Source organism: Amycolatopsis cynarae, from assembly GCF_026802195.1.
GTDB classification, from domain to species: domain Bacteria; phylum Actinomycetota; class Actinomycetes; order Mycobacteriales; family Pseudonocardiaceae; genus Amycolatopsis_E; species Amycolatopsis_E rhizosphaerae.
Genome location: NZ_CP113836.1, coordinates 7,408,600 through 7,433,082, shown reverse-complemented (window position 1 = coordinate 7,433,082; position 24,483 = coordinate 7,408,600). Strand labels below are relative to the sequence as shown.

The 24,483-nt window shown below is 70.7% G+C and carries 22 protein-coding genes and 1 tRNA gene; 10 read left to right on the top strand and 13 right to left on the bottom strand.

Translation table 11 applies throughout. The annotated features are described in order from the left end of the window. Positions 1 to 38: 38 nt before the first annotated feature. From boxB to ORV05_RS36100, 3 genes are all read right to left on the bottom strand, one after another. Positions 39 to 1,457, bottom strand: a complete 1,419-nt coding sequence (gene boxB, locus ORV05_RS36110) for a benzoyl-CoA 2,3-epoxidase subunit BoxB (RefSeq protein ID WP_268756341.1) — start codon at positions 1,455 to 1,457, stop codon at positions 39 to 41. 2 nt (positions 1,458 to 1,459) lie between these two features. Then, positions 1,460 to 3,076: a 2,3-epoxybenzoyl-CoA dihydrolase gene (boxC, locus tag ORV05_RS36105; RefSeq protein WP_268756339.1), complete on the bottom strand. Its 1,617-nt coding sequence runs from the start codon at positions 3,074 to 3,076 to the stop codon at positions 1,460 to 1,462. A gap of 96 nt (positions 3,077 to 3,172) precedes the next feature. After that, positions 3,173 to 4,324 carry an epoxide hydrolase family protein gene (locus ORV05_RS36100; protein WP_268756338.1) on the bottom strand — a complete coding sequence of 384 codons (1,152 nt, stop codon included), beginning with the start codon at positions 4,322 to 4,324 and terminating at the stop codon, positions 3,173 to 3,175. A gap of 62 nt (positions 4,325 to 4,386) precedes the next feature. Between ORV05_RS36100 and ORV05_RS36095 the strand changes: the two genes are divergently transcribed. Then, positions 4,387 to 5,340: a helix-turn-helix transcriptional regulator gene (locus ORV05_RS36095; protein WP_268756337.1), complete on the top strand. Its 954-nt coding sequence runs from the start codon at positions 4,387 to 4,389 to the stop codon at positions 5,338 to 5,340. A gap of 46 nt (positions 5,341 to 5,386) precedes the next feature. On the opposite strand, the gene ORV05_RS36090 is transcribed toward ORV05_RS36095, so the two are convergent. The 7 genes from ORV05_RS36090 to ORV05_RS36060 form a co-directional block, all read right to left on the bottom strand. Further along, positions 5,387 to 6,184 carry an SDR family NAD(P)-dependent oxidoreductase gene (locus ORV05_RS36090; protein WP_268756336.1) on the bottom strand — a complete coding sequence of 266 codons (798 nt, stop codon included), beginning with the start codon at positions 6,182 to 6,184 and terminating at the stop codon, positions 5,387 to 5,389. 51 nt (positions 6,185 to 6,235) lie between these two features. Next, positions 6,236 to 6,718: a hypothetical protein gene (locus ORV05_RS36085; RefSeq protein ID WP_268756335.1), complete on the bottom strand. Its 483-nt coding sequence runs from the start codon at positions 6,716 to 6,718 to the stop codon at positions 6,236 to 6,238. A 67-nt stretch (positions 6,719 to 6,785) separates the two neighbouring features. Then, entirely contained in the window at positions 6,786 to 9,959 is a 3,174-nt protein-coding gene (gene fdh / locus ORV05_RS36080) for a formate dehydrogenase (RefSeq protein ID WP_268756334.1), read from the bottom strand. 10 nt (positions 9,960 to 9,969) lie between these two features. Beyond that, positions 9,970 to 11,682, bottom strand: a complete 1,713-nt coding sequence (locus ORV05_RS36075; protein WP_268756333.1) for a selenocysteine-specific translation elongation factor — start codon at positions 11,680 to 11,682, stop codon at positions 9,970 to 9,972. Then, entirely contained in the window at positions 11,670 to 12,950 is a 1,281-nt protein-coding gene (gene selA / locus ORV05_RS36070) for an L-seryl-tRNA(Sec) selenium transferase (RefSeq protein WP_268756332.1), read from the bottom strand. Before selA ends, ORV05_RS36075 begins: the two co-directional genes overlap by 13 nt. 26 nt (positions 12,951 to 12,976) lie before the next feature. Beyond that, positions 12,977 to 13,071 (bottom strand) — tRNA-Sec (locus ORV05_RS36065). A 125-nt stretch (positions 13,072 to 13,196) separates the two neighbouring features. Further along, the gene (locus tag ORV05_RS36060) at positions 13,197 to 13,595 is read right to left on the bottom strand and encodes a hypothetical protein (RefSeq protein ID WP_268756331.1); all 399 of its coding nucleotides are present in this window, start codon (positions 13,593 to 13,595) and stop codon (positions 13,197 to 13,199) included. Positions 13,596 to 13,775: 180 nt separating this feature from the next. Between ORV05_RS36060 and ORV05_RS36055 the strand changes: the two genes are divergently transcribed. The 5 genes from ORV05_RS36055 (at position 13,776) to ORV05_RS36035 (ending at position 19,165) form a co-directional block, all read left to right on the top strand. Next, positions 13,776 to 15,032, top strand: a complete 1,257-nt coding sequence (locus ORV05_RS36055) for a sensor histidine kinase (protein ID WP_268756330.1) — start codon at positions 13,776 to 13,778, stop codon at positions 15,030 to 15,032. Continuing rightward, a complete protein-coding gene (locus tag ORV05_RS36050; protein ID WP_268756329.1) occupies positions 15,020 to 15,667 on the top strand; it encodes a response regulator transcription factor in 648 nt (215 codons plus the stop codon). The genes ORV05_RS36055 and ORV05_RS36050 overlap by 13 nt, the downstream gene beginning before the upstream one ends. A 58-nt stretch (positions 15,668 to 15,725) precedes the next feature. Next, positions 15,726 to 16,721 (top strand): selenide, water dikinase SelD, encoded by a 996-nt coding sequence (gene selD / locus ORV05_RS36045; protein WP_268756328.1) that lies wholly within the window; start codon positions 15,726 to 15,728, stop codon positions 16,719 to 16,721. A gap of 49 nt (positions 16,722 to 16,770) precedes the next feature. Next, the gene (locus tag ORV05_RS36040) at positions 16,771 to 17,178 is read left to right on the top strand and encodes a CoA-binding protein (RefSeq protein WP_144587061.1); all 408 of its coding nucleotides are present in this window, start codon (positions 16,771 to 16,773) and stop codon (positions 17,176 to 17,178) included. 88 nt (positions 17,179 to 17,266) lie between these two features. Continuing rightward, a complete protein-coding gene (locus ORV05_RS36035) occupies positions 17,267 to 19,165 on the top strand; it encodes a glycosyltransferase family 39 protein (protein ID WP_268756327.1) in 1,899 nt (632 codons plus the stop codon). Here the strand turns inward: ORV05_RS36035 and ORV05_RS36030 are convergent. After that, on the bottom strand, positions 19,162 to 19,704 hold the full coding sequence (locus tag ORV05_RS36030) for a TetR/AcrR family transcriptional regulator (RefSeq protein ID WP_268756326.1): 543 nt from the start codon (positions 19,702 to 19,704) through the stop codon (positions 19,162 to 19,164). The two genes, ORV05_RS36035 and ORV05_RS36030, sit on opposite strands and share 4 nt — an antisense overlap. Positions 19,705 to 19,781: 77 nt before the next feature. Here ORV05_RS36030 and ORV05_RS36025 point away from each other — a divergent pair, with 77 nt between their 5' ends. From ORV05_RS36025 to ORV05_RS36010, 4 genes are all read left to right on the top strand, one after another. Then, on the top strand, positions 19,782 to 20,138 hold the full coding sequence (locus ORV05_RS36025; protein WP_268756325.1) for an ester cyclase: 357 nt from the start codon (positions 19,782 to 19,784) through the stop codon (positions 20,136 to 20,138). Positions 20,139 to 20,319: 181 nt separating this feature from the next. After that, a complete protein-coding gene (locus ORV05_RS36020; protein ID WP_268756324.1) occupies positions 20,320 to 20,649 on the top strand; it encodes a GntR family transcriptional regulator in 330 nt (109 codons plus the stop codon). A 45-nt stretch (positions 20,650 to 20,694) separates the two neighbouring features. Then, positions 20,695 to 21,621, top strand: a complete 927-nt coding sequence (locus ORV05_RS36015) for an ABC transporter ATP-binding protein (RefSeq protein ID WP_268756323.1) — start codon at positions 20,695 to 20,697, stop codon at positions 21,619 to 21,621. Further along, the gene (locus tag ORV05_RS36010) at positions 21,618 to 22,280 is read left to right on the top strand and encodes an ABC-2 transporter permease (RefSeq protein ID WP_268756322.1); all 663 of its coding nucleotides are present in this window, start codon (positions 21,618 to 21,620) and stop codon (positions 22,278 to 22,280) included. Before ORV05_RS36015 ends, ORV05_RS36010 begins: the two co-directional genes overlap by 4 nt. Positions 22,281 to 22,427: 147 nt before the next feature. Here ORV05_RS36010 and ORV05_RS36005 read toward each other — a convergent pair whose 3' ends face one another. Further along, positions 22,428 to 23,027, bottom strand: coding sequence for a LutC/YkgG family protein (locus ORV05_RS36005; protein WP_268756321.1), 600 nt, complete (start codon positions 23,025 to 23,027; stop codon positions 22,428 to 22,430). Further along, positions 23,024 to 24,481, bottom strand: coding sequence for a lactate utilization protein B (locus ORV05_RS36000; protein ID WP_268760051.1), 1,458 nt, complete (start codon positions 24,479 to 24,481; stop codon positions 23,024 to 23,026). Before ORV05_RS36000 ends, ORV05_RS36005 begins: the two co-directional genes overlap by 4 nt. Between the last annotated feature and the right edge of the window lie 2 nt (positions 24,482 to 24,483).

Sequence of the window (24,483 nt, the reverse complement as noted above, 5' to 3'; positions counted from 1 at the left end):
GCTCGCTCGCCTTCCGGCCGCCGCCCGGTCCACGTCAGTCAGAGGTAAACGTACTCGTAATCGAAGGGTTTGCCATTGATTCCCTGGCGCGGGGGCGCGACCCAGCTGGCGATCTTGCCCCGCTCGTACACCGGGCGCATCAGCGAACGGACGAACGCGTAGTCCTCGCTGGTGGGCAGCCACTGCCGGCGGTTCGCCTCCCAGGCAGCCTCGTCCACGATCGTCCCGTCCGGCGTGATGTGGTGCCCGGAGTTGGTGCCGACCCTGCGGTTGAAAGCTGGATGCGGCAGCCGGAACCGGAACGGGATTTCCGCGTCTTCGAGGATCCGGTTCCACCGCTTGACCCCGGTCTCGCAGTCGGCGATGTACTCGGTGCGCAGGTCGAGGTTGAGCAGCAGGATCTTCTGCAGCTCCTCGGTCTCCCACGTGCCGTCGTCGCGCGGGCGCCGCAGTTCGGCGCTGTCCTCGGTGAGCTTGTGATCGTCCTTGCGGCGCGATTCGAGCCAGCGGCCCTTGAGTCCGGCCGTGTAGTAGTTCGCCGCGTTGGTCGAGGTCTCGCTGCCGAACAGGTCCAGCGAAACGCTGTAGTGGAAGTTGAGGTAGCGCTGGACGAGATCGAGCGGGATCCCGCCGTAGCGCCCGATGTCGGTGGTGTCGTGCTCGCGGATCAGCTCGGCGCTGCGCTGCACCACCCGGTCCACCCCGGTGGTGCCGACGAACATGTGGTGCGCCTCTTCCTTGAGCATGAACTCACAGGTGCGCGACAGCGGGTCGAACCCGGATTCCTTGAGCGTGCCGAGCTGGTACTTGCCGTCCCGGTCCGTGAAGTAGGTGAACATGTAGAAGGCGAGCCAGTCCGCCGTCTCCTCGTTGAACGCGCCGAGGATGCGCGGCGAGTCCGGGCTGCCGGAGTTGCGGTGCAGCAGCGCTTCGGCCTCTTCGCGGCCCTCCCTGCCGAAGTAGGCGTGCAGCAGGTACACCATCGCCCACAGGTGCCTGCCCTCTTCCACGTTGACCTGGAACAGGTTGCGCAGGTCGTACAGGCTGGGCGCGGTCAGGCCCAGCAGTTTCTGCTGCTCCACCGAGGCGGGCTCGGTGTCGCCCTGGATGACGATCAGCCGTTGCAGATCGGCCCGGTACTCGCCCGGCACCTGCTGCCAGGCCGGTTCGCCCTTGTGTTCACCGAAGGCGATCCGGCGGTCCGGATCCCGTTCGGCCAGGAAGATGCCCCACCGGTAGTCCGGCACGTGCACGTGGTCGAAATGCGCCCAGCCCTCGCGACCGACGCTGACCGCGGTGCGCAGGTACACGCCCTGCGTTTCCAGGGTGGGCCCCATTTCGGCCCACCAGTTGAGGAACTTCGGCTGCCAGCCCTCCAGTGCCCGCTGCAGCCGCCGGTCCTCGGCCAGGTTGACGTTGTTCGGGATCTTGCTGTCGTAATCGATCTTCTCCGGCACAGTCACACCCGCTTGCGGTCGAAGGTCGCCTTCTGCCCGGTACCGTAGCGGCGCAGGGCGCCCTCCGGACCGGAGGCGTTGGGTCTGGTGAAGATCCAGTTCTGCCAGGCGGTGAGCCGCCCGAAGATCTTCGTCTCGATGGTTTCGGGACCGACGAACCGGTGGTTGGCCTCCATCCCGGTCAGCGCGTCGGGGCTGAGCGCGGCCCGGCCCTCCAGCACGATCCGGATTTCGTCGGACCAGTCGATGTCGTCCGGCGCGTCGGTGACCAGCCCGAGTTCGACCGCCTCGGCCGGGCTGAGCGGACGGTCACGCTCGCGCTTGAGCCAGTCGAGGTGCTCGTCTTCCCGGTAGAACCGCGATTCGAGCCGGGACAGGCCGTTGCCCATCGGGAACATCCCGAAGTTGGCTTCCGACAGCACGATCGCCGCGCGCTCCTCGCTGTCCTCGTCGTCGATCGGCGGACCGTCCAAAATGTACTGACGGTCACACGCCAGCGCCAGCTCCAGCAGCACCCCGGCGAAGCAGCTGCCCGGCTCGATCAACGCGATCAGGCTCCGGCTGGTGACGTCCAGGCGCTTGAGCGTGCGCTTGTAGTAGTGGACGATTTCGTTACCCAGCCAGTCTTCCCTGGCCAGAAGCGCACGCTCGTGGGCGAGCACGGCCTCGGCGTCGCCTTCCGTGCGGAAGACCCAGGTGCCCAGCTCGGGTTCGTTGGTGCGCAACCGCAGGATGAGGTCGTCGAGTTCACGGGTCAGCGCGAACAGCCAGTCCTCACCGCCCGGACCGCGCACGGTGACCGTGACGACGCCGAGCCCGCGATCGAACTCCGCGGTGACGTTCGGATACGCGATCCCGTCGTCGGTCTCGTTGCGTTCGAGGGGCGCGAGCTCCACGCCCTTCGCGTCGGCGGGGCGGGTGGTCCCCGCGGCCAGTTCCCGTGCCCGCGCCGCGACGGCTTCGCGGAACTCCTGACGCGGCACCAGCCGGTCGACGAGCTTCCAGTCCACCGCGGTCCGGCCCCTCACCCCGTCCGGGCGAGTGGCGAAGACGTCGGCCCGGTCCTTGCGGACCCGCCGCTTGTCCACCACGCGGGTCAGGCCCCCGGTGCCGGGAAGGACCCCCAGCAGCGGCACCTCCGGCAGCGAGACGGTGGAGGAATTGTCGTCGACGAGCAGGATCTCCTCGCAGGCCAAGGCGATCTCGTAGCCGCCGCCCGCGCAACTCCCGTTCACCGCGGCGAGGTAGACCTGCCCGGAGTTGTCGGTCGCGTCCTCGATGCCGTTGCGGGTTTCGTTGGTGAACTTGCAGAAGTTCACCTTCCACTCGTGCGGGGAGTCGGCCAGCATCCGGATGTTCGCGCCCGCGCAGAACACCTTTTCCCTGGCGCTGGTGATGATCACCGCGCCCACCTCGGGGTGTTCGAAGCGCAGGCGCTGCACGGCGTCGTAGAGTTCGATGTCGACGCCGAGATCGTAGGAGTTGAGCTTGAGTTCGTAGCCCTCGACGAGGCCACCGCCGGGATCGACGTCCATCTCGAGCCAGGCGACCGGGGGCTCGATGCGCAGGTGCCAGTGCCGGTAGGTGCTCGGATGCCGATCGAATGACACCTTCGTCATGGACCAATTGTCTACAGCTACGTGCCGATCGTCAACGTTCTGTAGAGAACTGGCCCCCGGCACCGCCCTTTGGCGGCGCCGGGGCCACCGGACGGATTAACGGAGCGAGCCGAAGAAAGCGCGGATGTCGCCGAGGAGCAAGTCAGGCGCATCCTGGGTCGCCCAGTGGCCGCCCCGGTCGTACTCGTGCCACGACACGATGTTCCGGTGGTCGCGCTCGGCGAACCGGCGCAGCGGCCTGAAATCGTGGGCGAAGCTGGCCAGGCCGATCGGCACCGTGGTCGGCTCCTTCGGGTGCTCGGCGTGGTGGTCCTCGTAGTAGAACCGGGCCGAGGACGCCGCGGTGTTGGTCAGCCAGTAGATCGTGGCGTTGGTCAGGACGTGGTCGTCGTCGGCGGCCCCCAGCAGTTGCGCCGTCCAGGCGAGCTGACCCACCGGCGAATCCGACAGGGCGTGCGTGACGTTCTGCGGTTTGGTGCCCTGCAACTGGGCGAAGGCGGACATTTCGCTGTTGAAGGACTGCAGGAACTTCAGGTGCTCCGTTTCCTTCTCCGTCAGCCCCTCCAGCTCCGCCGGGTCGCCGCTGGGGAAGGAGAAGATCTGGGTGACGTGCACCCCGATCACGTGCTCCGGATCGCAGCGCCCCACCTCGGGCGAGATCATCGAGCCGCCGTCGTTGCCGTGCGCGCCGTAGCGCTCGTAGCCGAGGCGCCGCATCAGTTCGGCCCACGCCCTCGCCATCCGGTACTGGTGCCAGCCCCGTTCCGTGGTCGGGCCGGAGAACGCGAAACCGGGAATCGACGGGATGACGACGTGGAAGGCGTCCGCCGGGTCGCCACCGTGCGCGCGGGGGTCGGTCAGCGGGCCGATGAGATCGAGGTACTCGACCACCGAGTTCGGCCAGCCGTGGGTCAGGATCAGCGGCGTGGCGTCCGGTTCGGGCGAGCGCACGTGCAGGAAGTGGATGTTCTGGCCGTCGATCTCGGTGGTGAACTGCGGGTGGGCGTTGAGCCTCGCCTCCCACTTCCGCCAGTCGTAGCCGGTGCGCCAGTACTCGACGAGCGGCTTGAGGTAGCTCAGCGGCACACCGTACTCCCAGCCCGGCAGCACCGGCCCCTCCTGCGGCCGGTCCTCGGCAGGCAGTTCGTTGCAGGCCCAGCGGGTGCGCGCCAGCCGGTCGGCCAGGTCGTCCAGGTCCGCCTGCGGGACGTCGACGCGGAAGGGCTTGATCTCGGTGTTCTCCGTCATGTCCCCAACGCTAGGAGGGTATTAGGAACACCTCGTTCCTATATTTCGGAGATACTCGGAGAATGTTGGAAACCTCGGCGCGCCTACTGCGCCTGCTGTCCCTGTTGCAGACCCCGCGCGACTGGACCGGTGCCGAGCTTGCCGAACGGCTCGAAGTCAGTCCCAGGACCGTGCGCAACGACGTCGAGCGGCTGCGGACCCTCGGCTACCCGGTGCACGGCACGCGCGGCGCCACCGGCGGTTACCGGCTCGGAGCCGGAGCCGCCCTGCCTCCCCTGCTGCTCGACGACGAGGAGGCCGTGGCGGTCGCCATCGGCCTCCGCACCGCGGCCGGCGGCACGATCGCCGGGGTTGAGGAGACCTCGCTGCGGGCGCTCGCCAAACTCGAACAGGTGCTGCCGTCCCGGCTTCGGCGCCGGGTCAACGCCTTGCAGACCTACTCGGTGCGCGCGTCCACCGAGGACGGGCCGCGGGTCGCCGGCGAGGTGCTCAGCACCATCGCCGCCGCCTGCCGGGACCATGAGCGGCTGCGGTTCGACTACCGTTCCCACGACGGAAACACCAGCCGCCGCGTCGTGGAGCCGTACCGGATGGTGAACTGGGGCCGCCGCTGGTACCTGGTGGCCTGGGACGTCGAACGCGGCGACTGGCGCACCTTCCGCGTGGACCGGCTCGAACCCCGAACCCCCACCGGCCCCCGGTTCACGCCCCGTGAACTGCCCCAGGATGTCGCCGACCGGGTGATGCGCGGGGCTTCCGCGGCGGCCTGGCGCTACCACGCGCGGGTCACCGTGCACGCGCCCGCGGCCGAGGTGACCGACCGGATCAATCCCAGCGTGGGCACGGTGGAGCCGGTCGACGAGCGGACCTGCGTGCTGGTCACCGGCGCGGACTCACTGGAAACGCTCGCCGTCTACGTCGGCATGCTGGGCATGGACTTCACCGTCACCGAACCACCCGAACTGGTCGAGCACCTGCGCGCCCTCGGCGAGCGCTACCTACGGGCAGTGCCGTGAGGGGTGCTGCGAGTCCCAAGCTCGTCCCCGCAAGCTGCCGAAGGTGTCACGGGACGGCGGGAGCGGCGTCGGCATCCGCGGCGACCCGGGCGAGCTTGGCCCGGATCCTGGCGACCGCGTCTTCGCCGAGGGGCAGCCGGAGGGGCGCGTCCGTGCGGCGAGTGAGCGCGAAGATCTCCTCCGCCGCCCATACGGGGTCGCCCGGCTTCCGGTCGCCAGGAGCGTCGCGGGCGTAGGTGGGCGTGACGTAGTCGGCGATCGGCTCCGCCACCCGCTGGCTGCCCAGGGTGGCGAATTCGGTCGCGAAGACGCCTGGCTCGACGAGCGTGACCCGGATACCGAACGGCGCCAGTTCCTCGGCCATCGCCTCGTGCAGCGCTTCCAGCGCGAACTTGCTGGCCGCGTACACGCCGAACCCGGCGCCCGAGGAGAACCCGCCCATCGAACTGATCGCGATCACCTGTCCGCGCTTCTGGCGCCGAAAGACCGGCAGCACCGCCCTGGCCACGGACAGCACGCCGAACAGGTTGGTGTCGAACACCGCTCTGGCCTCGGCGAGTGAGCTTTCTTCGACCGCCCCGAACAGCCCCCGCCCAGCGTTGTTGACCAGCACGTCGATTCCGCCGAAGCGCTCCACCGCCGACTCCACGACGCGCCCGGCCTGCGCCTCGTCGGTGACGTCCAGCGGGAGCGGGAGCAAACGCGTGCCGTACTCGGCGAGCTCCGTCTCAAGTGATGCCGGGTTCCGGGCGGTTGCCACCACCGCGTCCCCGCCCGCCAGCGCCCGGCGCGCGATCGCCAGGCCGAATCCTCGCGACGTTCCGGTGATCAGCCAGACCTTCATCGTGTCCCCCCAGGAGAAGCGGTCCTGGCGACAGTAACGAATCCGGCGCCACTACCCCTGGCCGAGGTCGGGGCTGACGTGCGGCGCGCGCCCCTCCTGCCCCGGTACCGGGTTGATCACCGGCTCCTGGACCTGCTGGTCGAACGAGCGCGGATCCGCCGGGCGCACCCGGGTTTCCGCGGCGCGGCCGCGCAGGGTGATGTCCTCGACGACCTGCTCCTCCCGCATGCGCGCGAGGACGCTCAGCGTGATGGCGTGCGCCAGTGCCAGCACCAGGAACATCACGCCCAGCCGCCCCACCACGGCGGGCAGCGAGCTGCCGCCGGGGAAGCCGACCGTGGACAGCAACGCGAGCGCGCCGAGCACGACCAGGTGGAACAGCACGACGATCAACCGGGTCATCGAGGCCCCGGCACCGGGGTTGCCGTTTGCGTTTTCCAGATAGCGCTTACCGCCGTGGTAGATGATCTGACCGTCGATCACGACCATCAGGACCCCCACCGCAAGGAAAGCCACATAGGCATTGGTGTCCATGTCGGGCTCCTCTCCTACGCAGCGTCGGCTACCCGGGACGCTCCGAGGTCAAACCCGGGCGGGTGAGTCAGCGGTACTGCTCAACCAGACGGAGTAGTGCGGCCCCCTGCGGACGGCGGCCGGGGCGGATGTCGCAGGTGGCCGCCTTCGCCTCCTGGATGTGCACGTTCGGGTCGAGCACCATCGACAGCAGATCGTTCGCGGAGTCCCCTGTGGACAGTCCGCGCCGCCCCCAGTGGTAGGGCAGGCCGACCTGGTGGATCACCTTTCCCTTGACGCGCAGGGGAGCCATCCGGTCGGTGACCAGCACTCGCGCCTCGACCGCGGTGCGCGCGGTGATGATCGTGGCCCAGCCGCCGTGCCGCAGCCCGCGTTCGGCGGCCAGCTCGGGCGAAACCTCGCAGAAGAACTCCGGCTGCAGCTCGGACAGGTAGGGCAGGGTCCGGCTCATCCCGCCCGCCGTGTGGTGCTCGGTGAGCCGGTAGGTGGTGAACACGTACGGGAACCGCCGGTCGTTGTACGGGTTGCCCGCGTGCCGGTAGGTCTCCAGTGCCGGGTTCTCCCGCTGGCGGTACAGCGGATTGTCCACAGGGGACTCGTACGGCTCGTAGTGCGTGGGCAGCGGTCCGTCGGTGAGACCCGCGGGCGCGAACAGCCAGGCCTTCCCGTCGGACTGCATGATGAACGGATCCACCCCGGCCAGCGCGTCCTGTGCCTCCGCCCCCTCCGGCGGGCGGTAGTCCGGCGGCTTCCGCGGTTCGAAATCGGGCACGTCCGCGCCGGTCCAACGGCCGTCGGCGCCGTCCCACCAGACGTAGCGTTTCCTTTCGCTCCAAGGCTTTCCGTCGGGGTCGGCGGAGGCGCGGTTGTACAGGATGCGCCGGTTCGCCGGCCACGCCCAGCCCCAGCCCGGCGCGACCCAGTTCTGCTCGGCACCGGGCTGCCGGTTCGCCGCCTGGTTGCGCCCGCCCGCGTAGACGCCGCAGTAGATCCAGCAGCCGCACGAGGTGGAACCGTCGTCGGCCAGTTGCGTGTAGGAGGAAAGCGGCCCGTCCGGCCCGTAGCCGTTGATCTCGGCGAGCACGGCGTCGGCACTGGGCTCCGCCGTTTCGCCGTGCGTCGGGTAGTCCCAGGCGAGCTGCTGGATCGGCAGATCACGCGGATCGGTGCTGCCGGCCAGCTTCTCCCGGATGATCCGGCCCAGGTGGTAGTAGAACCACAACTCACTGCGCGCGGCCCCCGGCGGTTCGACGGCCTTGTGGTGCCACTGCAACAGCCGCTGGGTGTTGGTGAAGCTGCCGTCCTTCTCGGTGTGCGCGGCGGCGGGCACGAAGAACACCTCGGTGCCGATCTCCTCGGTGTGCAGCTCACCGGTCTCGATCTCGGGGCCGTCCCGCCAGAACGTCGCGCTCTCGATGAGCTGCAGGTCGCGCACCACCAGCCAGTCCAGATTGGCCAGACCCAGCCGCTGCAGTTTCCCGTTGGCCGAACCGACCGCCGGGTTCTCGCCGACCAGGAAATATCCCTTGCACTCCCCCGCGATCTGGTTCATCACGGTGGCGTAGGTGCCGTGGTCCCCGGTCATGCGGGGCAGGTGGTCGAAGCAGAAGTCGTTGTCCGGCCTGGCGTGCTCGCCCCAGTACGCCTTGAGCAGGCTCACCGTGTAGGACCGCATGTTGCCCCAGAACCCGGTGCGGCCCGCGTCGGCCTCCACGAAGGTGTCGAGGTCGAGGTGCTCGTGGGCGCTGGGCATCGGGATGTACCCGGGAAGCAGGTTGAACAGGGTCGGGATGTCGGTGGAGCCCTGGATGCTGGCATGCCCGCGCAGGGCGAGGATGCCGCCGCCGGGCCGTCCGATGTTGCCCAGCAGGGCCTGCAGGATCGCGCCCGCGCGGATGTTCTGCGCGCCCACCGTGTGCTGGGTCCAGCCCACCGAGTAGACCAGCGCCGTGGTGCGCTCGCGCCCGGAGTTTTCGGTGACGGCCTCGGCCACCTTGAGGAACTCCTCCTTCGGCACCCCGCACACCTCTTCGACCAGTTCCGGGGTGTAGCGCGCGAAGTGCCGTTTGAGCACCTGGTAGACGCAGCGGGGATGGGTGAGCGTCTCGTCCAGCTTCGGCTTGACGCGCATGGTCGCCCCGCCGGAGCCGTACTTCTCCGCCCGCGCGGTCGCCTTGTGGTGTTCTCCCGGGCTCTCGCGGCGCCCTGCCGCCGCGGCGGCCTCGGTGTCCTCGTAGGCCCAGCTTTCGATGTCGTAGAACCGCCTTTCCGGCTCGTAACCGGAGAACAGGCCGTCGAGGTCCTCGGTGTCGGCGAAGTCCTCACGCAGGATCGCGGCGGCGTTGGTGTAGGCCAGCACGTACTCGCGGAAGTCCTTCCCGTTGTTCAGGACGTATGCGATGAGCCCGCCGAGGAAGGCGATGTCGGTGCCCGCGCGCAGCGGGACGTGCTGGTCGCAGACCGCGCTGGTGCGGGTGAACCGCGGATCGACGTGGATGATCCGCGCCCCCCGCGCCTTGGCCTCCATCACCCACTGGAACCCGACGGGATGGCATTCGGCCATGTTCGAGCCCTGGATGAGGATGCAGTCCGCGTTGGCGAGATCCTGCTGGAAGGTCGTGGCACCGCCGCGCCCGAAGGAGGTCCCCAGACCGGGAACCGTGGAGGAGTGTCAAATACGCGCCTGATTTTCGATCTGTATCGCGCCGAGCGCGGTGTACAGCTTCTTCATCAGGTAGTTCTCTTCGTTGTCCAGCGTCGCACCGCCGAGACTGGCGAAACCGAGGGTGCGCTTGAGCGTGCGGCCGTCCTCGTCGGTGTCCTGCCAGGTCTCGCGACGGGTCCGCAGGACCCGCTCGGCGATCATGTCCATCGCCTGGTCGAGGTCCAGCCGTTCCCATTCCCGGCCGTGGGGACGCCGGTAGAGCACCTCGGTGACGCGACTGGGACTGGTGACGAGCTGTTTGCTCGCCGAGCCCTTGGGGCACAGCCTGCCGCGTGAGATGGGGGAATCGGGATCGCCCTCGATCTGGGTGACCTTCCCGTCGCGCACGTACACCTTCTGGCCGCAGCCGACGGCGCAGTACGGGCAGACCGAGCGGACGACCCGGTCGGCGGAGCGGGTGCGGGGGGCCAGGGCACGCGAACGGGCCGACTTCGCGGCCTTGCCGCGGCCGAGCGGATCCGCGCCGGTCAGCTGCCGGTAGACCGGCCAGCCCTCGATCCAGTCCCGCACACCCACGGGAACCACGCTAGCGCCGCTCTGACGATCTCGCAGTGCTTCGGGTGCCGTCGGGATGGCGCCGGGTCACCCGCCGGGCGTCGAGCTGCTCCAGCAGCGGTACCGCGACGCGCCGCGTGGTGCCGAGCACGCGGCGTGCCTCGCTCACCGTGAACGGCTCCGGCAACGCGGTGAGCAGGGTGGCGGCCCGATCCAGCGCATCGGGCCCGAGCACGACCCCCTCGGCGAGGCGGGCCAGGCGTCCGGCGCGGACCGCGGCGGCCAGCTCACGCGGTCCGAGGCCGAGTTCGGCCAGTTCGTCGGCTTCGGGCGCACGGAACGGCCGTTCGGCCAGCCGCCGTTCCACGGCTCGGATCGCCCGCTCCACCCGTTCCGGGAGGGCGGTGCCGGGCCGTCGTACCCGGCCACCGGCGAGTTCCAGGCCGGTCCCGCTCAGCAGCTCCGGCACGAGTTCCGCGGCGGGCAGGCCGAGGTCCTTGCGCAGCGCTTCGACCGGCATCCCCGCCTCGACCTCGTGGCGCGCCGACCAGGCCGCGACGCTGGCGAGCGCCTGTTCGCGCCGCCGCGCCCACCAGTCCGGGTCCACCACCCACGCGCCGATCCGCAGCCCGGTCACGGGCAGGCCCATCGCGCGCAGTTCGGCGGCCGTGGCGATCTCCGGCGGCCCGATCCGGCCGGTCGCCAGTTCCTCCGCCCGCGCCCGCGCGGCCCCGCGCCGCCGCAGCGGCGGTGGGCGGACGTCGAGCACCTCGACGCCCGCGGCGATCCGGTGCTCACCGGGATCGCGCAGCAGACCGCGGTCCCCGACGCGCAACGGCAGTTCCCGCGCGAGCCGCAAGCGGGCGGCGTTCGTCCCGAGTGGACGGACGTGCACCGGCACCGCGGCCGAGCCGAGGTGCAGCACGAGGTCCCGATGCAGCTCGCCGGGGCGGCGCAGGGCGACGTCGGCCTCGCCCGTGGTGAGCCAGGCTCCCGGCGTGCACAGCGTGTCACCGCGGGTGATCTCCTGCCGGTCGACCCCGCGGAGGTTCACCGCGACTCGCGCGACCGCCGTGACCTCTTCTTCCCCGGTGCCCAGGGACTGCAGGGCACGCACGGTCACCCGTCGCCCCGCGTGCTCCAGTTCGTCCCCCAGCCGGAGGGTGCCCGCGGCGAGCGTGCCGGTGACCACCGTGCCCGCCCCGCGCACCGTGAAGGAACGGTCGATCCACAACCGCACGTCCGCGTCCGGCGCGGGCGGAGGCAGCCGGTCCACGAGCGTCACCAGCCCCGCCCGCACCGCGCCGAGCTCGGTCGCCACCACCACCGGCGGACGTCCGAGCGAGGTGCCCTCGAAGCGTTCGAGTGCCTGCGCGGCGGCGGGCGCGGGATCGGCGAGATCGGCCTTGGTGATCGCCAGCAGGCCGTGCCGGACGCCGAGCGCGTCGAGCGCGGCCAGGTGTTCGCCCGACTGCGGCATCCAGCCCTCGTCCGCGGCGACCACGAACAGCACGGCGGGCACCGGGCCCACCCCGGCCAGCATGTTCGGCACGAACCGTTCATGCCCCGGCACGTCGACGAAGGCGATCCGCCTGCCGTCGACTTCGGTCCAGGCGAAGCCGAGATCGATGGTCAGCCCGCGGCGGCGCTCCTCGGCGAGCCGATCCGGCCACATCCCGGTGAGGCGGTGCACCAGGGTGGACTTGCCGTGGTCCACGTGCCCGGCGGTGGCTACGACGAACATCGGCGCACCGCCGCCAGCAGCAGCTCGTCGTCGGCCGGATCGACCGTGCGCAGGTCGAGCAGGCAGCGGCCCCGTTCCAGCCGCCCCACCACCGCGGGACGACCCGTGCGCAGCGGGACCGCGCAGCTCTCGGGCAGGCTCACGGCGGCGCTGGCCAGCTCCACCCCCGGCGCGCCGCCCCCGCCGACGGCCGCGGCGCAGTCGACCGCCACGGCGCCGGGTATGCGCGCGGCGAGCCGCTCGGCCCGCGCGCGCAACTCGCTCCGGTCGGCCGCGAGCGCCCTGGCCACCGGAGATGGCGGCCCGATCAGGGTGGCTTCCAGCGCGGCGAGGGTCAGCTTGTCCACCCGCAGTGCCCGGGCCGCGGGATGCCGGCGCAACCGCTCGACGAGCTCCGCCCTGCCCAGCAGCAGCCCGGCCTGCGGCCCGCCGAGCAGTTTGTCCCCGCTCGCGGTGACCAGATCGGCGCCGTCGGCCAGCACGCTCGCCGCGTCCGGTTCGTCCGGCAGCCGCGGATGCGGCGCGAGCAGACCGGAACCGATGTCGACGACCAGCGGCACCCCGAGCCCGGCCAGCTCCCGCACCCCCACCGCCGAGGTGAACCCGGTGATCAGGAAGTTCGACGGGTGGACCTTGAGCACGAACCCGGTGTCCGGGCCGATCGCCTCCGCGTAGTCCCGCAACGCGGTGCGGTTGGTGGTGCCGACCTCGCGCAGCCGGGCCCCGGCCGAGGTCAGCAGCTCCGGGATGCGGAAGCCGTCGCCGATCTCCACCAGCTCTCCCCGGCTGAGCACGATTTCGCGCCCCGGCGCCAGCACGAGCGCGGCCAGCAGCAGCGCGGCGGCGTTGTTGTTCACCACGTGCACCGCCTCGGCGCCCGGGACGGCCGCCGCCAGCGCGTCGAGCGCGCCCCGGCCGCGTCGCGAGCGCCTGCCGGTGGCGAGGTCGAACTCCAGATCGGTGGTGCCGCCCGCGGCGACTACCGCCTCCAGCGCCGCCGGGGACAGCGGGGCCCGGCCGAGATTGGTGTGCACGACGACGCCGGTCGCGTTGAGCACGGGCCGCAGGCTCGACGCGGTGGCGGGCAGGGCCGCGATCGCCTCCTGCGCCACGTCCGCCGGGTCGATCTCCCCGGCCCGCGCCCGCTGCTGCGCGGCGCTGATCACCGATTTCACCACGGCGCGTCCCAGCACCCGCTCGGCCTCGGCGATCCGCGGGTGGGCCAGGAGGGTGTCGGTGCGGGGGACCCTGCTGCGGGGATCAGCCACCGGTCCCCCCGGAGCCCGTGAGGCCCTGGCGGAGACGGACGGGAATCGAACCCGCCAGCGACAGGACCTGCCGCTCAACGGTTTTGAAGACCGCGCCGGTCACCAGACCGGATACGCCTCCCCGTGCCATGAATCCGATGATCGCAGCGCTGCCCCCGTCCCGCGACTCAGCCGCCCCCGTCCCGGTTGTGCAGCGGGGCCTGTTTGCTCCGAATCATTCGGAGCAAACAGGCCCCGCTCGAACACTCACGGCTTGGAGAAGGCGGCACGCAGGTCGGACCGGTTGACGGCGAACGCGGCGGGGACGAGGGTGAGGGCGCCCGCGATCTGCATCGCGACGAACCACGGCGGGAGGGCGCCGGGGACGCTGTCGATGGCGATGATCGCGATCGGTACGACGACGGAGATGATGCGCACCCGGACGTAGGCCCATCGTGCTCCCCGTGACGCGAGGACGGTCAGCCAGTAGGTCACCGCGGCGCTCGCGAGCATTCCGCCCGTCCGTCCCCACATGAACGAGGTCACCTCGCTCCCCTTGACCGAGAGAATTACGACCACCACGAGGACCGCGACACTCACCGCGCCGTAGACCGCGACGAACCTCTTCACCTTGGCCAGTCCCCTGCCCACCGGTGCGTTTTCCATGTCTCCTTCTTCCTTCACAGGTCCGCTGTGGAGCCCAAAGTTAGGGAGCACGCGGCCGCGCCGGTATGGGCCTGGACGCACTCCGGGGTGGGCCTGGACCCACTTCTTCCCCGATCCGCCGGGAATCGGGCTCCGGGCGGTGCAGAGTGGACCGCGAACCGGTCCGGACGGGAGAGGATCATGGGACGGCTGAGGTCGTGGACGGCGAGCGCCTGCGTGGGGTTCGCGCGGGCGTGCGTCGTGGTGGTGGTCGCCATGCTGGTCCCGGCCGTGTGGGCCGCCGCCGTGGCGCTGTGGATCATCCTGTGGGGCGGGAACCCGTGGTCGGGGACAGTGCCGTTCCTGTGGGCGTGCATCGGCACCTTCGCCCTGTCCCGTCCGGTCTGCCGGCTGGTCCGCTCCCTTGTCTCGAAGTGGACCGGCACCGTCATCCCCGGCGGATACCGGCAGGCTCCGGCGGTGACGCGCCTGTCGACCGGGTACTGGTGGAACGGGTACTCCTACGAGCGCACCCGGCGGGACGCCCGCCAGGACCAGCGGTGGCGGACCCGGTGGCACGACCCGGCCACCTGGCGTGACCTGCGGTTCCTGGCGATCGCACCGATCACCATGGGCGTGACGGCGGCCGTTCCGCCCGCCGGGATCGCGGCGGCCGTACTCGGACTCGCCCAGCCGTCGCTCGCCCCGCGTGTCATCGGGGTGCTCGGCGTGGCCGTGGCCGTCGGCAGCGCCCCGTACGCCTGGCGATCCGTCGAGCCGGTTGCCGTCCGCTTCCTGCGCCCGTCAACGGCGATGGCGCTGGCGGAACGGGTGGACGAGCTGACGGAGCAGCGCGCGGACATCACGGTCGCGCAGGCCGCCGAGATCCGCCGGATCGAGCGGGACCTGCACGACGGAGCCCAGGCGCGCCTGGTCGCGCTCGGGCTGTCCCTCGCGACCGCGGAGAAGCTGATGGAAACCGACCCCGCTCGGGCCAAGGCGCTGCTGCGGGAGGCGAAGGCCGGGGCCGCGACGTCGCTGACCGAGCTCCGTGACCTGGTCAGGGGCATCAGCCCGCCGGTGCTGAACGAGCGAGGACTCGTCGATGCCGTGCGCGCGCTCGCCTTGGACAGCCCGCTCGAAACGACCGTCACCGCCCACGACCGGCTGCACCTGGACCCGCCGATCGAATCCGCCGTGTACTTCGGCATCGCCGAACTGCTGACCAACGCCGTCAAGCACGCCCACGCGAACCGGGCGCGGATCTCCATCACGCGGGACGGCACCGAGCTGGTCGTGGAGGTCGAAGACGACGGGCGGGGCGGAGCCGGCGTGCGAGCCGACGGCGGACTCGCGGGACTGCGCCGCCGTCTCGCGGCCTTCGACGGCACGTGCGAGATCACCAGCCCGGCGGGCGGGCCGACCCGCGCGAGAATAGTGGTGCCATGCGAATCGTGATAGCCGAGGATCTCTACCTCCTGCGCGACGGAATGGTTCGCCTCGTCGAGGCCTATGGACACCAGGTGGTGGCGACGGCGGCCACCGGGCCCGAGACGCTCGGCGCGCTGCTGAAATGGCGGCCGGACGTGTCCGTCATCGACGTCCGCATGCCGCCGACCCAGTCCGACGAAGGCCTGCGGGCGGCCCTCGCCGCCCGCCGCGAACTGCCCGGGCTTCCGGTCCTGATCCTGTCCCAGCACGTCGAACAGCTGTATGCCCGCGAGCTGCTGGCCGACGGTGCCGGGGGGATCGGCTACTTCCTCAAGGAGAGTGTCTTCGACGCGGACCAGTTCATCGACGCGCTGAAACGCGTCGCCGACGGCGGGACCGCCATGGACCCGGCCGTCATCGGCAAACTGCTCTCCGCCGGGACCTCGAACCGGCGACTCGAACGGCTCACGGAACGCGAACGCTCCGTGCTCGCCCTCATGGCGGAAGGACTGTCCAACCAGGCGATCGCCGGTCGGCTGTTCCTCAGCGAAAGCGCCATCAGCAAGTACACCACGTCGATATTCGCCAAACTCGGCATCACGGACGACGACCGCGGCAACCGCCGGGTCCTCGCCGTCCTCGCCTACCTGAACAAGCCGTGACGCGGCCCCAGGAAACGGACACCCAGCGGAGTCCCGCCGGACGGGGCAGCATGAACCCATGGGCTACCGACTGACCCAGTACGCGCACGGCGGCGGCTGCGCGTGCAAGATCCCGCCCGGGGAGCTCGAGGACGTGGTGCGCGGGCTGACCGGGGCGCCGCGCCCCCGCGACGCGCACGGCGAACTGCTCGTGGGGCTGGACTCCGGGGATGATGCCGCCGCGGTCCGCATCGAGCACGATCTCGCCCTGATCGCCACCACCGACTTCTTCACCCCGGTCGTGGACGACGCCTACGACTGGGGGCGCATCGCGGCGGCCAACGCGCTGTCCGACGTCTACGCCATGGGCGGCAGGCCGGTGGTCGCGGTGAACCTGCTCGGCTGGCCGCGGGAGGTGCTGCCGTTCGAGCTGGCCACCGAGACGCTGCGGGGCGGGCTGGAGATCTGCGCCGAGGCGGGCTGCCACCTCGCGGGCGGGCACAGCGTGGACGACCCGGAACCGAAGTACGGGCTCGCCGTGACCGGGCTCGCCGATCCCCGGCGGCTGCTGCGCAACGACGCGGGCCGCCCCGGGCTGCCGCTCTCGCTGACCAAACCGCTGGGCATCGGCGTGCTCAACGCCCGGCACAAGGCCACCGGCGAGCGGTTCGACGAGGCGATCGAGGTGATGACGACCCTCAACGCGGACGCCGCCTCCGCGGCGGTCGCGGCGGGGGCCCGGTGCGCCACCGACGTCACCGGGTTCGGCCTGCTGGGCCACCTGCACAAGCTCGCGCGGGCCAGCGGGGTGACCGCCGTCGTCGAAGCCGCTCGTGTGTCCTATGTGGAGGGTGCGAGGGAGGCGCTGGCGGCGGGCTATGTCAGCGGCGGCACCCGCCGCAACCTCGACTGGGTGCGCCCGCACGCGGACCTTTCGGCGGTGGGCGAGGACGAGGCCCTGTTGCTGGCCGACGCGCAGACCTCCGGCGGCCTGCTGGTCGCCGGGGAGATCCCCGGGGCGCCGGTCGTCGGCGAGCTGCTGCCCCGCGGCGAGCACACCGTGGTGGTTCGCTGAACCGGAGAATCCGCCACGCAAACCGTTCAACACACCACTTGAGGTGATCATGGTCGATATCGCTGAACGTGCCCTGTCCTCCGCGAACACCATCGCGGTCGTCGGCCTGAGCCGGAACCCGGCCAAGGCGGCGCACGCGGTGCCCAAGAGCATGCAGGCCGCCGGATTCCGGATCATCCCGGTCCACCCGTCGGCCGACGAACTGCTCGGGGAGCGGGTGTACCGCTCGCTCACCGACATCCCCGAGCCCGTGGACCTCGTCGACGTGTTCCGCCCGGCCGCCGAGGCTCCCGGGATCGCACACCAGGCCGTCGAGATCGGCGCGAGATCCCTGTGGCTGCAGGAAGGAATCGTCTCGCCCGAGGCCCGCCGCATCGCGATGGAGGCAGGACTCGACTACGTCGAGGACGAGTGCATAAGCGTGGTGCGCAGCCTCCGGAACATCACCCGCCGCTGACCGGACCACTGGAGTAGACCCAGGGGTGGAGGGGAATCTCGGCTTGTGGGCCGACGCGCCGGGCGGCCGATCACGGTTGAGTTCCCCCATGCCCCTTCGAGTACCGGTCCAGGAGCGAATCCGTTTCGAGCGCGTCGCGCTGGGTGCCCTGCTACTCGCCGCCGCGGCGCTCTACGTCTGGTCACCGGCGGGGCGGACCTTCCAGCCCTACTACGCGGCCGCCATCCGCTCGATGGCGCACAGCGCCAGGGCGTTCCTGTTCGCCGGGTACGACCCGGCCGGGGTGGTGACCCTGGACAAGCCGCCGCTCGCGTTCTGGGTGCAGGCCGCCGCGGCCTGGGCGGTCGGGTACCACTGGTGGCTGATCGCGGCCATCCAGGCGGCCGAGGGGGTCGCCGCGGTGTTCGTGCTGCACCGCGTGGTGCGGCGGTGGGCGGGCCCGGCCACCGCACTGCTCGCCGCGGCCCTGCTGGTGCTGTGCCCGATCACCACCGCGATCAGCCGGGACGACACTCCCGACAGCCTGCTGGTACTGATCCTGCTGCTCGCGGCCTACTGCGCGACGCGCGCGGCCGAAGACGGGCATGCCGGGTGGCTCGCCGGTGCGGGTGCGCTGACGGGGCTGGGGTTCCTGACGAAGATGCTGGTGGCGTGGGCGGTGCTCCCGGCGCTGGCCGCCGCCTACCTCACCGCCCCTGTCCCGCGGCGTCGGAAGGTGGCCCGGCTCGCGCTCGCCGGGGTGGTCATGCTCGCGGTCTCGTTGTCGTGGCCCCTGCTGGTCAGCCTCTGGCCCGGCGACAAGCCGTTCGTGGGCAGCACCGGTGATGGCTCGATCTGGCAGCTCATCCTGGGCTACAACGGTTTCGGCCGCCTTGTCGGTGCCGACACCGGATCGCTTTCGGCGCTGGGCGGCACGCTCGGCACGGATTTCGGTGGCTCCCCCGGCCCGTTGCGGCTGTTCGACACCGAACTGGGCGGCCAGATCGCCTGGCTGCTGCCGCTGGCCCTGGTTTCGGTCGCGGTCGCCGCCTGGCAGGGGGTGCGCCGCCGGGCCGGGACCGCGCGCCGGCGGGCGGGCTGGCTGCTGTGGGGCTGCTGGCTGATCGTCTACGGCCTGGTGTTCTCCTTCACCGGCGGGATCTTCCACGGGTACTACACCTCGCTGCTGGCCCCGGCCGTGGCCGCGGCGGCCGCCGCCGGACTCGTCACCTGCGCGGCCTGGTACCGGGCCGGGGCGAAGGCCGGGGTGCTGCTGCCCGTGGCCATCGCCGGGACCACCGCACTGTCCTTTTTGTTCCTTTCCCGCACGCCGGGCTGGCTGCCGTGGCTGCGTTACGCCGTCGTCGTGCTCGGCCTGGCGGCGGCGCTGGGCGTGCTGACGCGGCGGCGGTACCCGGCACTGATCGCCGGTCTGGTGGCGATCCTGGCCGGCCCGGCCGCGTACGTACTCGACACCGCGGCCGCCGAACCGGACGTCCTCGCGGCGGCCGATCCGAGCGCGGGCCCCGCCCGGGACGCCGCCGCCGGGTTGGGTGCGACACTGAAGGGCGGCGACGCGGCGGCCTACGCGGCGTTCATGGACTCGGCGGCCACGCTCACCGCCGGTCAGGACGAAATGCTGCGCTACGCGTCCGCGAAAGCCCCGGGCCTGCCCATCGCGCTCGCCGTCGAAGGCGGGAGCTACGGCGCGGACCCGTACCTGATCCACCGAAACGCCACCGTGGTGCCACTGGGCGGCTACCTCGGTCTCGACCCGGCACCCACCGCCGGGCAACTCGCCGCCTGGGTGCACGGCGGCCGGGCCCGGTTCGTGCTGCTGCCCGCGGTGTTCCTGCACTTCAAGGGCAGCGGCGGCGGGTCCGTGGTGCCGGGTTCCAGCCCGATCGTCGAGCGGATCGCGTGGTTCACGCGGCAGTGCCGCCCCGTCCCCGCCGCCGCGATCGGCCCGGACTCCGCCAGCGCCGGCGTCCTGTTCGACTGCGGCTAGGAGTTGCCGAGCGCGCGGAGCGCGGCGGCGAGGATTTCGACTCGGGTGGCTGGTGTGATGCGTCCGGTTGCCGACAGGAGGGTCAGGGTCGCTTGTTTGGCCACAGCATAGGCGGCATGCGCGCGCACACGCCGGGCCACACTCGGCCGAGGCCCGGCGAGCTCGGCAAGGAGAGCCTCGTTGATTTCGTCGGCATCGAGTTGGCGGGTCCGCTCGCGTAGCACCGCTCGTGCCGACGGATCGTTCGCGATCAGGTTGGCGACATCGTGCGATTCGGCGGTGGTGTCAATGACCGCTGCGAGCAGGTCGTCCGGGCTGCGCGGTCCTGATTCGACGAGGCGTGCGTAGGCCGCGAACGGCTTGGCGAGCAGGGCGTCGAGAATTTCCGCTTTCGAACCGAAGTGGTAGTACAGCGCGGCCTTGCTCGTGCCCAGCCTGCCCGTGATGTGGGCGATCGAGGTCCCCGCGTAGCCCTGCGCCGCGAACAACTCCAGTGCGATCGTCAGGATGCGCTCGCGGGTGTCGGGATCGTCGGTCACGGATGCACTCTACTTGACAACCGATCGGTAAGTTGGCCAAGCTCCAACTTACTGTCCGATCGTTAAGGAGAGATGGAATGACCGACACACGCTCCCTCGCCTACCGCATGCACGAAGCCTTCAACAGCAGGAACTTCGACGCGGCCGACGACATCTTCACCCCGGACTTCTTCAGCCACCCGCTGCAGAGATCGGGGGTCGAGCACGTGAAGGAGGTGTGGAACATCGCCGCCCAGAAGTTCCCGGAGATGCGCACCGTCGTCGAAGACGTGGTGACTGACGGCGAGCGGGTGGCCTTGCGGGCCACCGTGTCCGGGTTCCCTGGCGAAGAGTTCACCATGCTGGAGATGTTCCGGGTGGCAGACGGCCGGATCGCCGAACTCTGGGGTGTGTCCAATCAGAGTGTCGCGAACACGGTTCGCGACACAGTCTGACCCTTGGTCGTCAGTCCTGTCGATCCGCCGAGCGGTCCCCGGCAGGAAGCTTGCTCACCCCCGCACTGACTGTATATAGTGTCCATATACAGTCAGTGCGGGGGGATCGAGGATCGTCGTGCGGGTGGTGTTGTCCAACAAAGCCGGTGTGCCGCTCTACCAACAGATCAAAGAGCAAGTGATGGCGGCCATCCTGTCGGGCGAGCTCGCCGAGGGCACCGCGCTGCCTTCGGTCCGCACCCTCGCGCGTGACCTGCGGATCAGCGTCATCACCACCACCCGCGCCTACACCGAACTGGCCACCGAAGGCTTCATCGCCACGGTCCCCGGCAAGGGCGCCTACGTGCTGCCGTTGGACTCGGCCCTCGTACGGGAACAGCTTCTGCGCCAGGTGGAAGACGGCCTGCAGACGGCACTGGACGCCGCCCGGCGGGCCGGTCTCGACCGAGACGATCTCATCCAGATCCTGGACGGGCTGATGCATGCCGAGCAGCAGGACGCCATCCGCTAGCAGGTCACCACGCAGGAACATGCCTGGAAACCGGAGGATCCATCAGTGAGCACCGACCTCGCGTTCGCCCTGCGCGGCGTAAGCACCGCGGTGGGCGACAGCTTCGCACTGCGCGATGTGAGTTTCGAACTGCCCACGGGCTACGTCATGGGCTTGATAGGCACCAACGGCGCCGGCAAGACAACGACGATTCGCTGCCTGCTGGGCATGCGCCGGATCGACACCGGTGAGATCGAACTGCTCGGCCACCGGATGCCCGGATCGGTCGCCGTGCGTCAGGAGGTCGGGGTGGTGCTCGACCACACCTACCTCGTGGGTGACTGGCGGCTGGCGGAGGTCGAACGGGCGCTTCGCCCCTTCTACGACCGCTGGGACGGCGTGCGCTACCGGCAGTTGCTCGACGACTTCGCCCTGGACCCCCGAGCCAAGGTCAAAGACCTGTCGCGTGGCATGGGCATGAAACTCATGATCGCCGTGGCGCTGTCGCACCAGGCAAAGTTGCTCGTCTTCGATGAGCCGACCAGTGGTCTGGACCCCGTTGCCCGCGAGGAGCTCATCGGCATCATCGGGGACTTTCTCGTCGAGGAGGGGCACAGTGTCCTCTTCTCCACGCACATCACGTCCGATTTGGAGCGCATCGGGGACTACGTGACGCTCATCGACGGCGGTCGCATCGTTTCGACCGGCACCAAGGACGAACTCCTGGAGGCCTACCGCGTCGTGCGTGGCGGCCCGGACGACCTGACCGACCTCGTCGGCGTCCAGTTGATCGGTGTCCGGCGGACCCCGGCCGGAGTGCAGGCTCTCGTGCGCACCGAGGAAGCCGATCTTCTCGATGAGGACGTCCTCGTCGAGCCGCCCACCCTCGAAGAGATCGCCGTCCACATCGGATCCCGGGTTCCCAAGGGGAATCCGGATGCGGGCTCCACCGACCGGCCCGGTTCTTCGTTGTCCACCAGGGGGATCGCATGAACGCCGTTGCCCGCATGGCCTTGCTGGACCTGCGCACCGTCGCGCCATATCGCAACCAGGGCCTCGTGCTGTTCGGCCTGCTGGTCGTCACTCTCGCCAACAGCAACCCCATGATGGTCCTGCCCGCGCTCGTTCTCCTCCTCACCTCGCAGATCGCCGCCTACCCGTTCCTGATCGCCGACAAGGCGGGCCTGGAGACCCTGTACGCGGTCCTGCCCCTGTCCCGCCGCTCGGTGCTGTACGGGCGCTACGCCTGGGCCCTGGCCAGCTTTCTCGCCACCGCCATCGTGGGCACGGCGCTGGCTCTTCTCCTCGCGCGCGCCCACGCCGTTCCGTTCGACGGCCGTACTCTCGTGACGGTGCTGACGCTGTCCTGGGCACTGTTCGTCCTCAACGTCGCGATCCAGTTCCCCTTGTTCATCCGGTTCGGATACAGCCGGGTCAGCGCCCTGGGCACCGTCCTGCCGCTGGCGTTGATCATGGTGGCCGTCGCCCGGCTGCACTTGAGCATCGTGAACATCGCGTCGATCCAGATCTGGCTCCCCCTTATCTGGGCGGCAGGCGTAGCGGCACTCGTGGCATCCGTGAGGGTGGCCATGGCCGCGGACCGTCGACGCCTGCGCGGGCCGATCCGCGACCGGGCCGACCGCCCCCACTAAGGAACGTCAGTGACCGGCGGGATCGGGATCGAGAGCTCACTCGAGGGCTCCTTCTCGGCCGCGAGAACAGCCCTTGATTCACGACCTTCCTATGCGGAACTGGCCACTCCCCCGGGGCCGGGGCGAGCCGTGCCGTGCGCGGCCGCTTCAGGCGGGCGCCACCACGATGACGTGCAGCGTGCGGGGCCCGTGCACCCCTTCCACCCGGTCGAGCTCGATGTCGCTGGTCGCGCTCGGCCCGCTGATCCACGTCTGCGGGCGCCGCGGGTCGAGCGCCGCGACGGCCTCCGGCACGCCGGACACGATCTGGTCCTCGCGGAGCACGCACACGTGCAGATCGGGCACCAGGCTCAGCGCCCGCCGCCCCTGCCCCGGGCCGTGGTCGAGCACGATGGTGCCGGTGGTCCCGATGCCCAGCGCGGCGACGGTCACCACGGCATCGAAGGTGTCGAGCTCCGCGGCGGTCTCGCCGGTGCCGGGCACCGAACCCTCGACCGGGACGGGGAAACCCTCGGGCACCAGTATCCGCCGCGCGGGACCCAGCGCGGCGCGGATCGCCGCGGGCAGTTCGGATTCCGCGCACCGGCTGAGCGCCGCCCGGTAGTCGCGCACGCGCTCGGCGAACAGCCCCACCGGGTCGGGAAGCGGCGGCGCGGACCGGTATCCGCGTGGAACGGTCGCTTCACTCCGGTCCGCCTGGCGCAGCGACGCACGCACCGCGGCGAGGATTTCTTCACGGGCGCTCACGAACGGCCTCCCCCGGTACGACGCCACCACGCCCGGAACGACTCAGTCGGCGGTGCCGGCAGGTCGCGGGCATTGCTCCACAACGATCCCGGCCACGGCAGGCGGCCCAGCGCCCGCCGCCCGCCCGGCAGCACCCGGCGGCCGAACCGGCCGAGTAACCTGCCCGCCACACCGAGCCCGCGCTCGGCGAGGCCGAGCCGCCGCGCATCGGACAGCACCCAGCTCGCCGCCCGCATCGCGACCGCCTCCGGTTTCGGCGCCCCGCCCCGATGGGCATCGACCACTTCGGACCGGAGGTGCACCAGCACCTCCGGAATGTCGATGCGCACCGGGCAGACCTCGAAACAGGCCCCGCACAGACTGGAGGCGTAGGGCAGCGAGTCGGTCTGCTCGTCCACGCCGACGCCCTTGAGCAGTGGGTTGAGGATCGCCCCGATCGGCCCCGGATACACCGAGCCGTAGGCGTGGCCGCCGGTGCGCTCGTACACCGGGCACACGTTGAGACAGGCCGAGCACCGGATGCAGCGCAACGCCTGCCGCCCCACCTCGTCGGCGAGCGCGCGGGTGCGGCCGTTGTCCAGCAGCACGACGTGCATCTCCTGCGGCCCGTCACCCGGGGTGGTCCCCGCCCACGTCGAGGTGTACGGGTTCATCCGCTCGCCGGTGCTGGAGCGCGGAAGCAGTTGCAGGAACACGTCGAGATCGGACCAGGTGGGCACGATCTTCTCGATCCCGACGACGGAGACCAGCACCTCCGGCAGGGTCAGGCACATCCGGCCGTTGCCCTCCGATTCGACCACCACGAGCGTGCCGGTCTCGGCGACCGCGAAGTTCGCCCCGGACACCGCCATGCGCGCGCGGAGGAACTTCTCCCGCAGGTGCAGGCGCGCCGCGGCGGCGAGGTCGGCGGGCCGGTCGGTCAGGTCCTCCGGCGCGGGCCTGCCCGCCGCGGCCATGTTGCGGCGGAAGATCTCCCGGATCTCTGCGCGGTTGCGGTGGATCGCGGGCACCAGGATGTGGCTCGGCAGGTCCTCGCCGAGCTGGACGATCAGCTCGGCGAGGTCGGTCTCCCACGCCGCGATGCCCTGCGCGGCGAGCGCCTCGTTGAGCCCGATCTCCTGCGTGGCCATGGACTTCACCTTGACCACTTCGTCGATGCCGTGGCCACGCGCGATCCCGGCCACGATCTCGCACGCCTCCCGCGCGTCACGGGCCCAGTGCACCGTCGCGCCCCGGTCCTGCAACGACTTTTCCAGCCGCAGCAGGTGCTCGTCGAGATTGCGCAGCGTGTTGTCCTTGATCGCCGCCCCGGCCAGCCGCAGCTCCTCCCAGTCCGCGACCTCGCCGACCACGGCGGCGCGCTTGGCGCGGATGGTGCCGGTCGCGTGCGCGAGGTTGCGCCGCAACTGCGTGTCGGCCAGCGCCTCCCGTGCGGCCTTGGGGAACGCGGGCATCC

Coding starts and splice junctions, on each gene's coding strand:
- ORV05_RS36000 (WP_268760051.1), bottom strand. CDS start 24,481: ATGCCCGCGTTCCCCAAGGCCGCACGGGAGGCGCTGGCCGACACGCAG.
- ORV05_RS36075 (WP_268756333.1), bottom strand. CDS start 11,682: ATGTTCGTCGTAGCCACCGCCGGGCACGTGGACCACGGCAAGTCCACC.
- ORV05_RS36025 (WP_268756325.1), top strand. CDS start 19,782: ATGACCGACACACGCTCCCTCGCCTACCGCATGCACGAAGCCTTCAAC.
- ORV05_RS36050 (WP_268756329.1), top strand. CDS start 15,020: ATGCGAATCGTGATAGCCGAGGATCTCTACCTCCTGCGCGACGGAATG.
- selD (WP_268756328.1), top strand. CDS start 15,726: ATGGGCTACCGACTGACCCAGTACGCGCACGGCGGCGGCTGCGCGTGC.
- ORV05_RS36100 (WP_268756338.1), bottom strand. CDS start 4,324: ATGACGGAGAACACCGAGATCAAGCCCTTCCGCGTCGACGTCCCGCAG.
- ORV05_RS36055 (WP_268756330.1), top strand. CDS start 13,776: ATGGGACGGCTGAGGTCGTGGACGGCGAGCGCCTGCGTGGGGTTCGCG.
- ORV05_RS36085 (WP_268756335.1), bottom strand. CDS start 6,718: ATGGACACCAATGCCTATGTGGCTTTCCTTGCGGTGGGGGTCCTGATG.
- ORV05_RS36095 (WP_268756337.1), top strand. CDS start 4,387: ATGTTGGAAACCTCGGCGCGCCTACTGCGCCTGCTGTCCCTGTTGCAG.
- ORV05_RS36060 (WP_268756331.1), bottom strand. CDS start 13,595: ATGGAAAACGCACCGGTGGGCAGGGGACTGGCCAAGGTGAAGAGGTTC.
- ORV05_RS36040 (WP_144587061.1), top strand. CDS start 16,771: ATGGTCGATATCGCTGAACGTGCCCTGTCCTCCGCGAACACCATCGCG.
- ORV05_RS36035 (WP_268756327.1), top strand. CDS start 17,267: ATGCCCCTTCGAGTACCGGTCCAGGAGCGAATCCGTTTCGAGCGCGTC.
- ORV05_RS36020 (WP_268756324.1), top strand. CDS start 20,320: ATGGCGGCCATCCTGTCGGGCGAGCTCGCCGAGGGCACCGCGCTGCCT.
- boxC (WP_268756339.1), bottom strand. CDS start 3,076: ATGACGAAGGTGTCATTCGATCGGCATCCGAGCACCTACCGGCACTGG.
- ORV05_RS36090 (WP_268756336.1), bottom strand. CDS start 6,184: ATGAAGGTCTGGCTGATCACCGGAACGTCGCGAGGATTCGGCCTGGCG.
- ORV05_RS36010 (WP_268756322.1), top strand. CDS start 21,618: ATGAACGCCGTTGCCCGCATGGCCTTGCTGGACCTGCGCACCGTCGCG.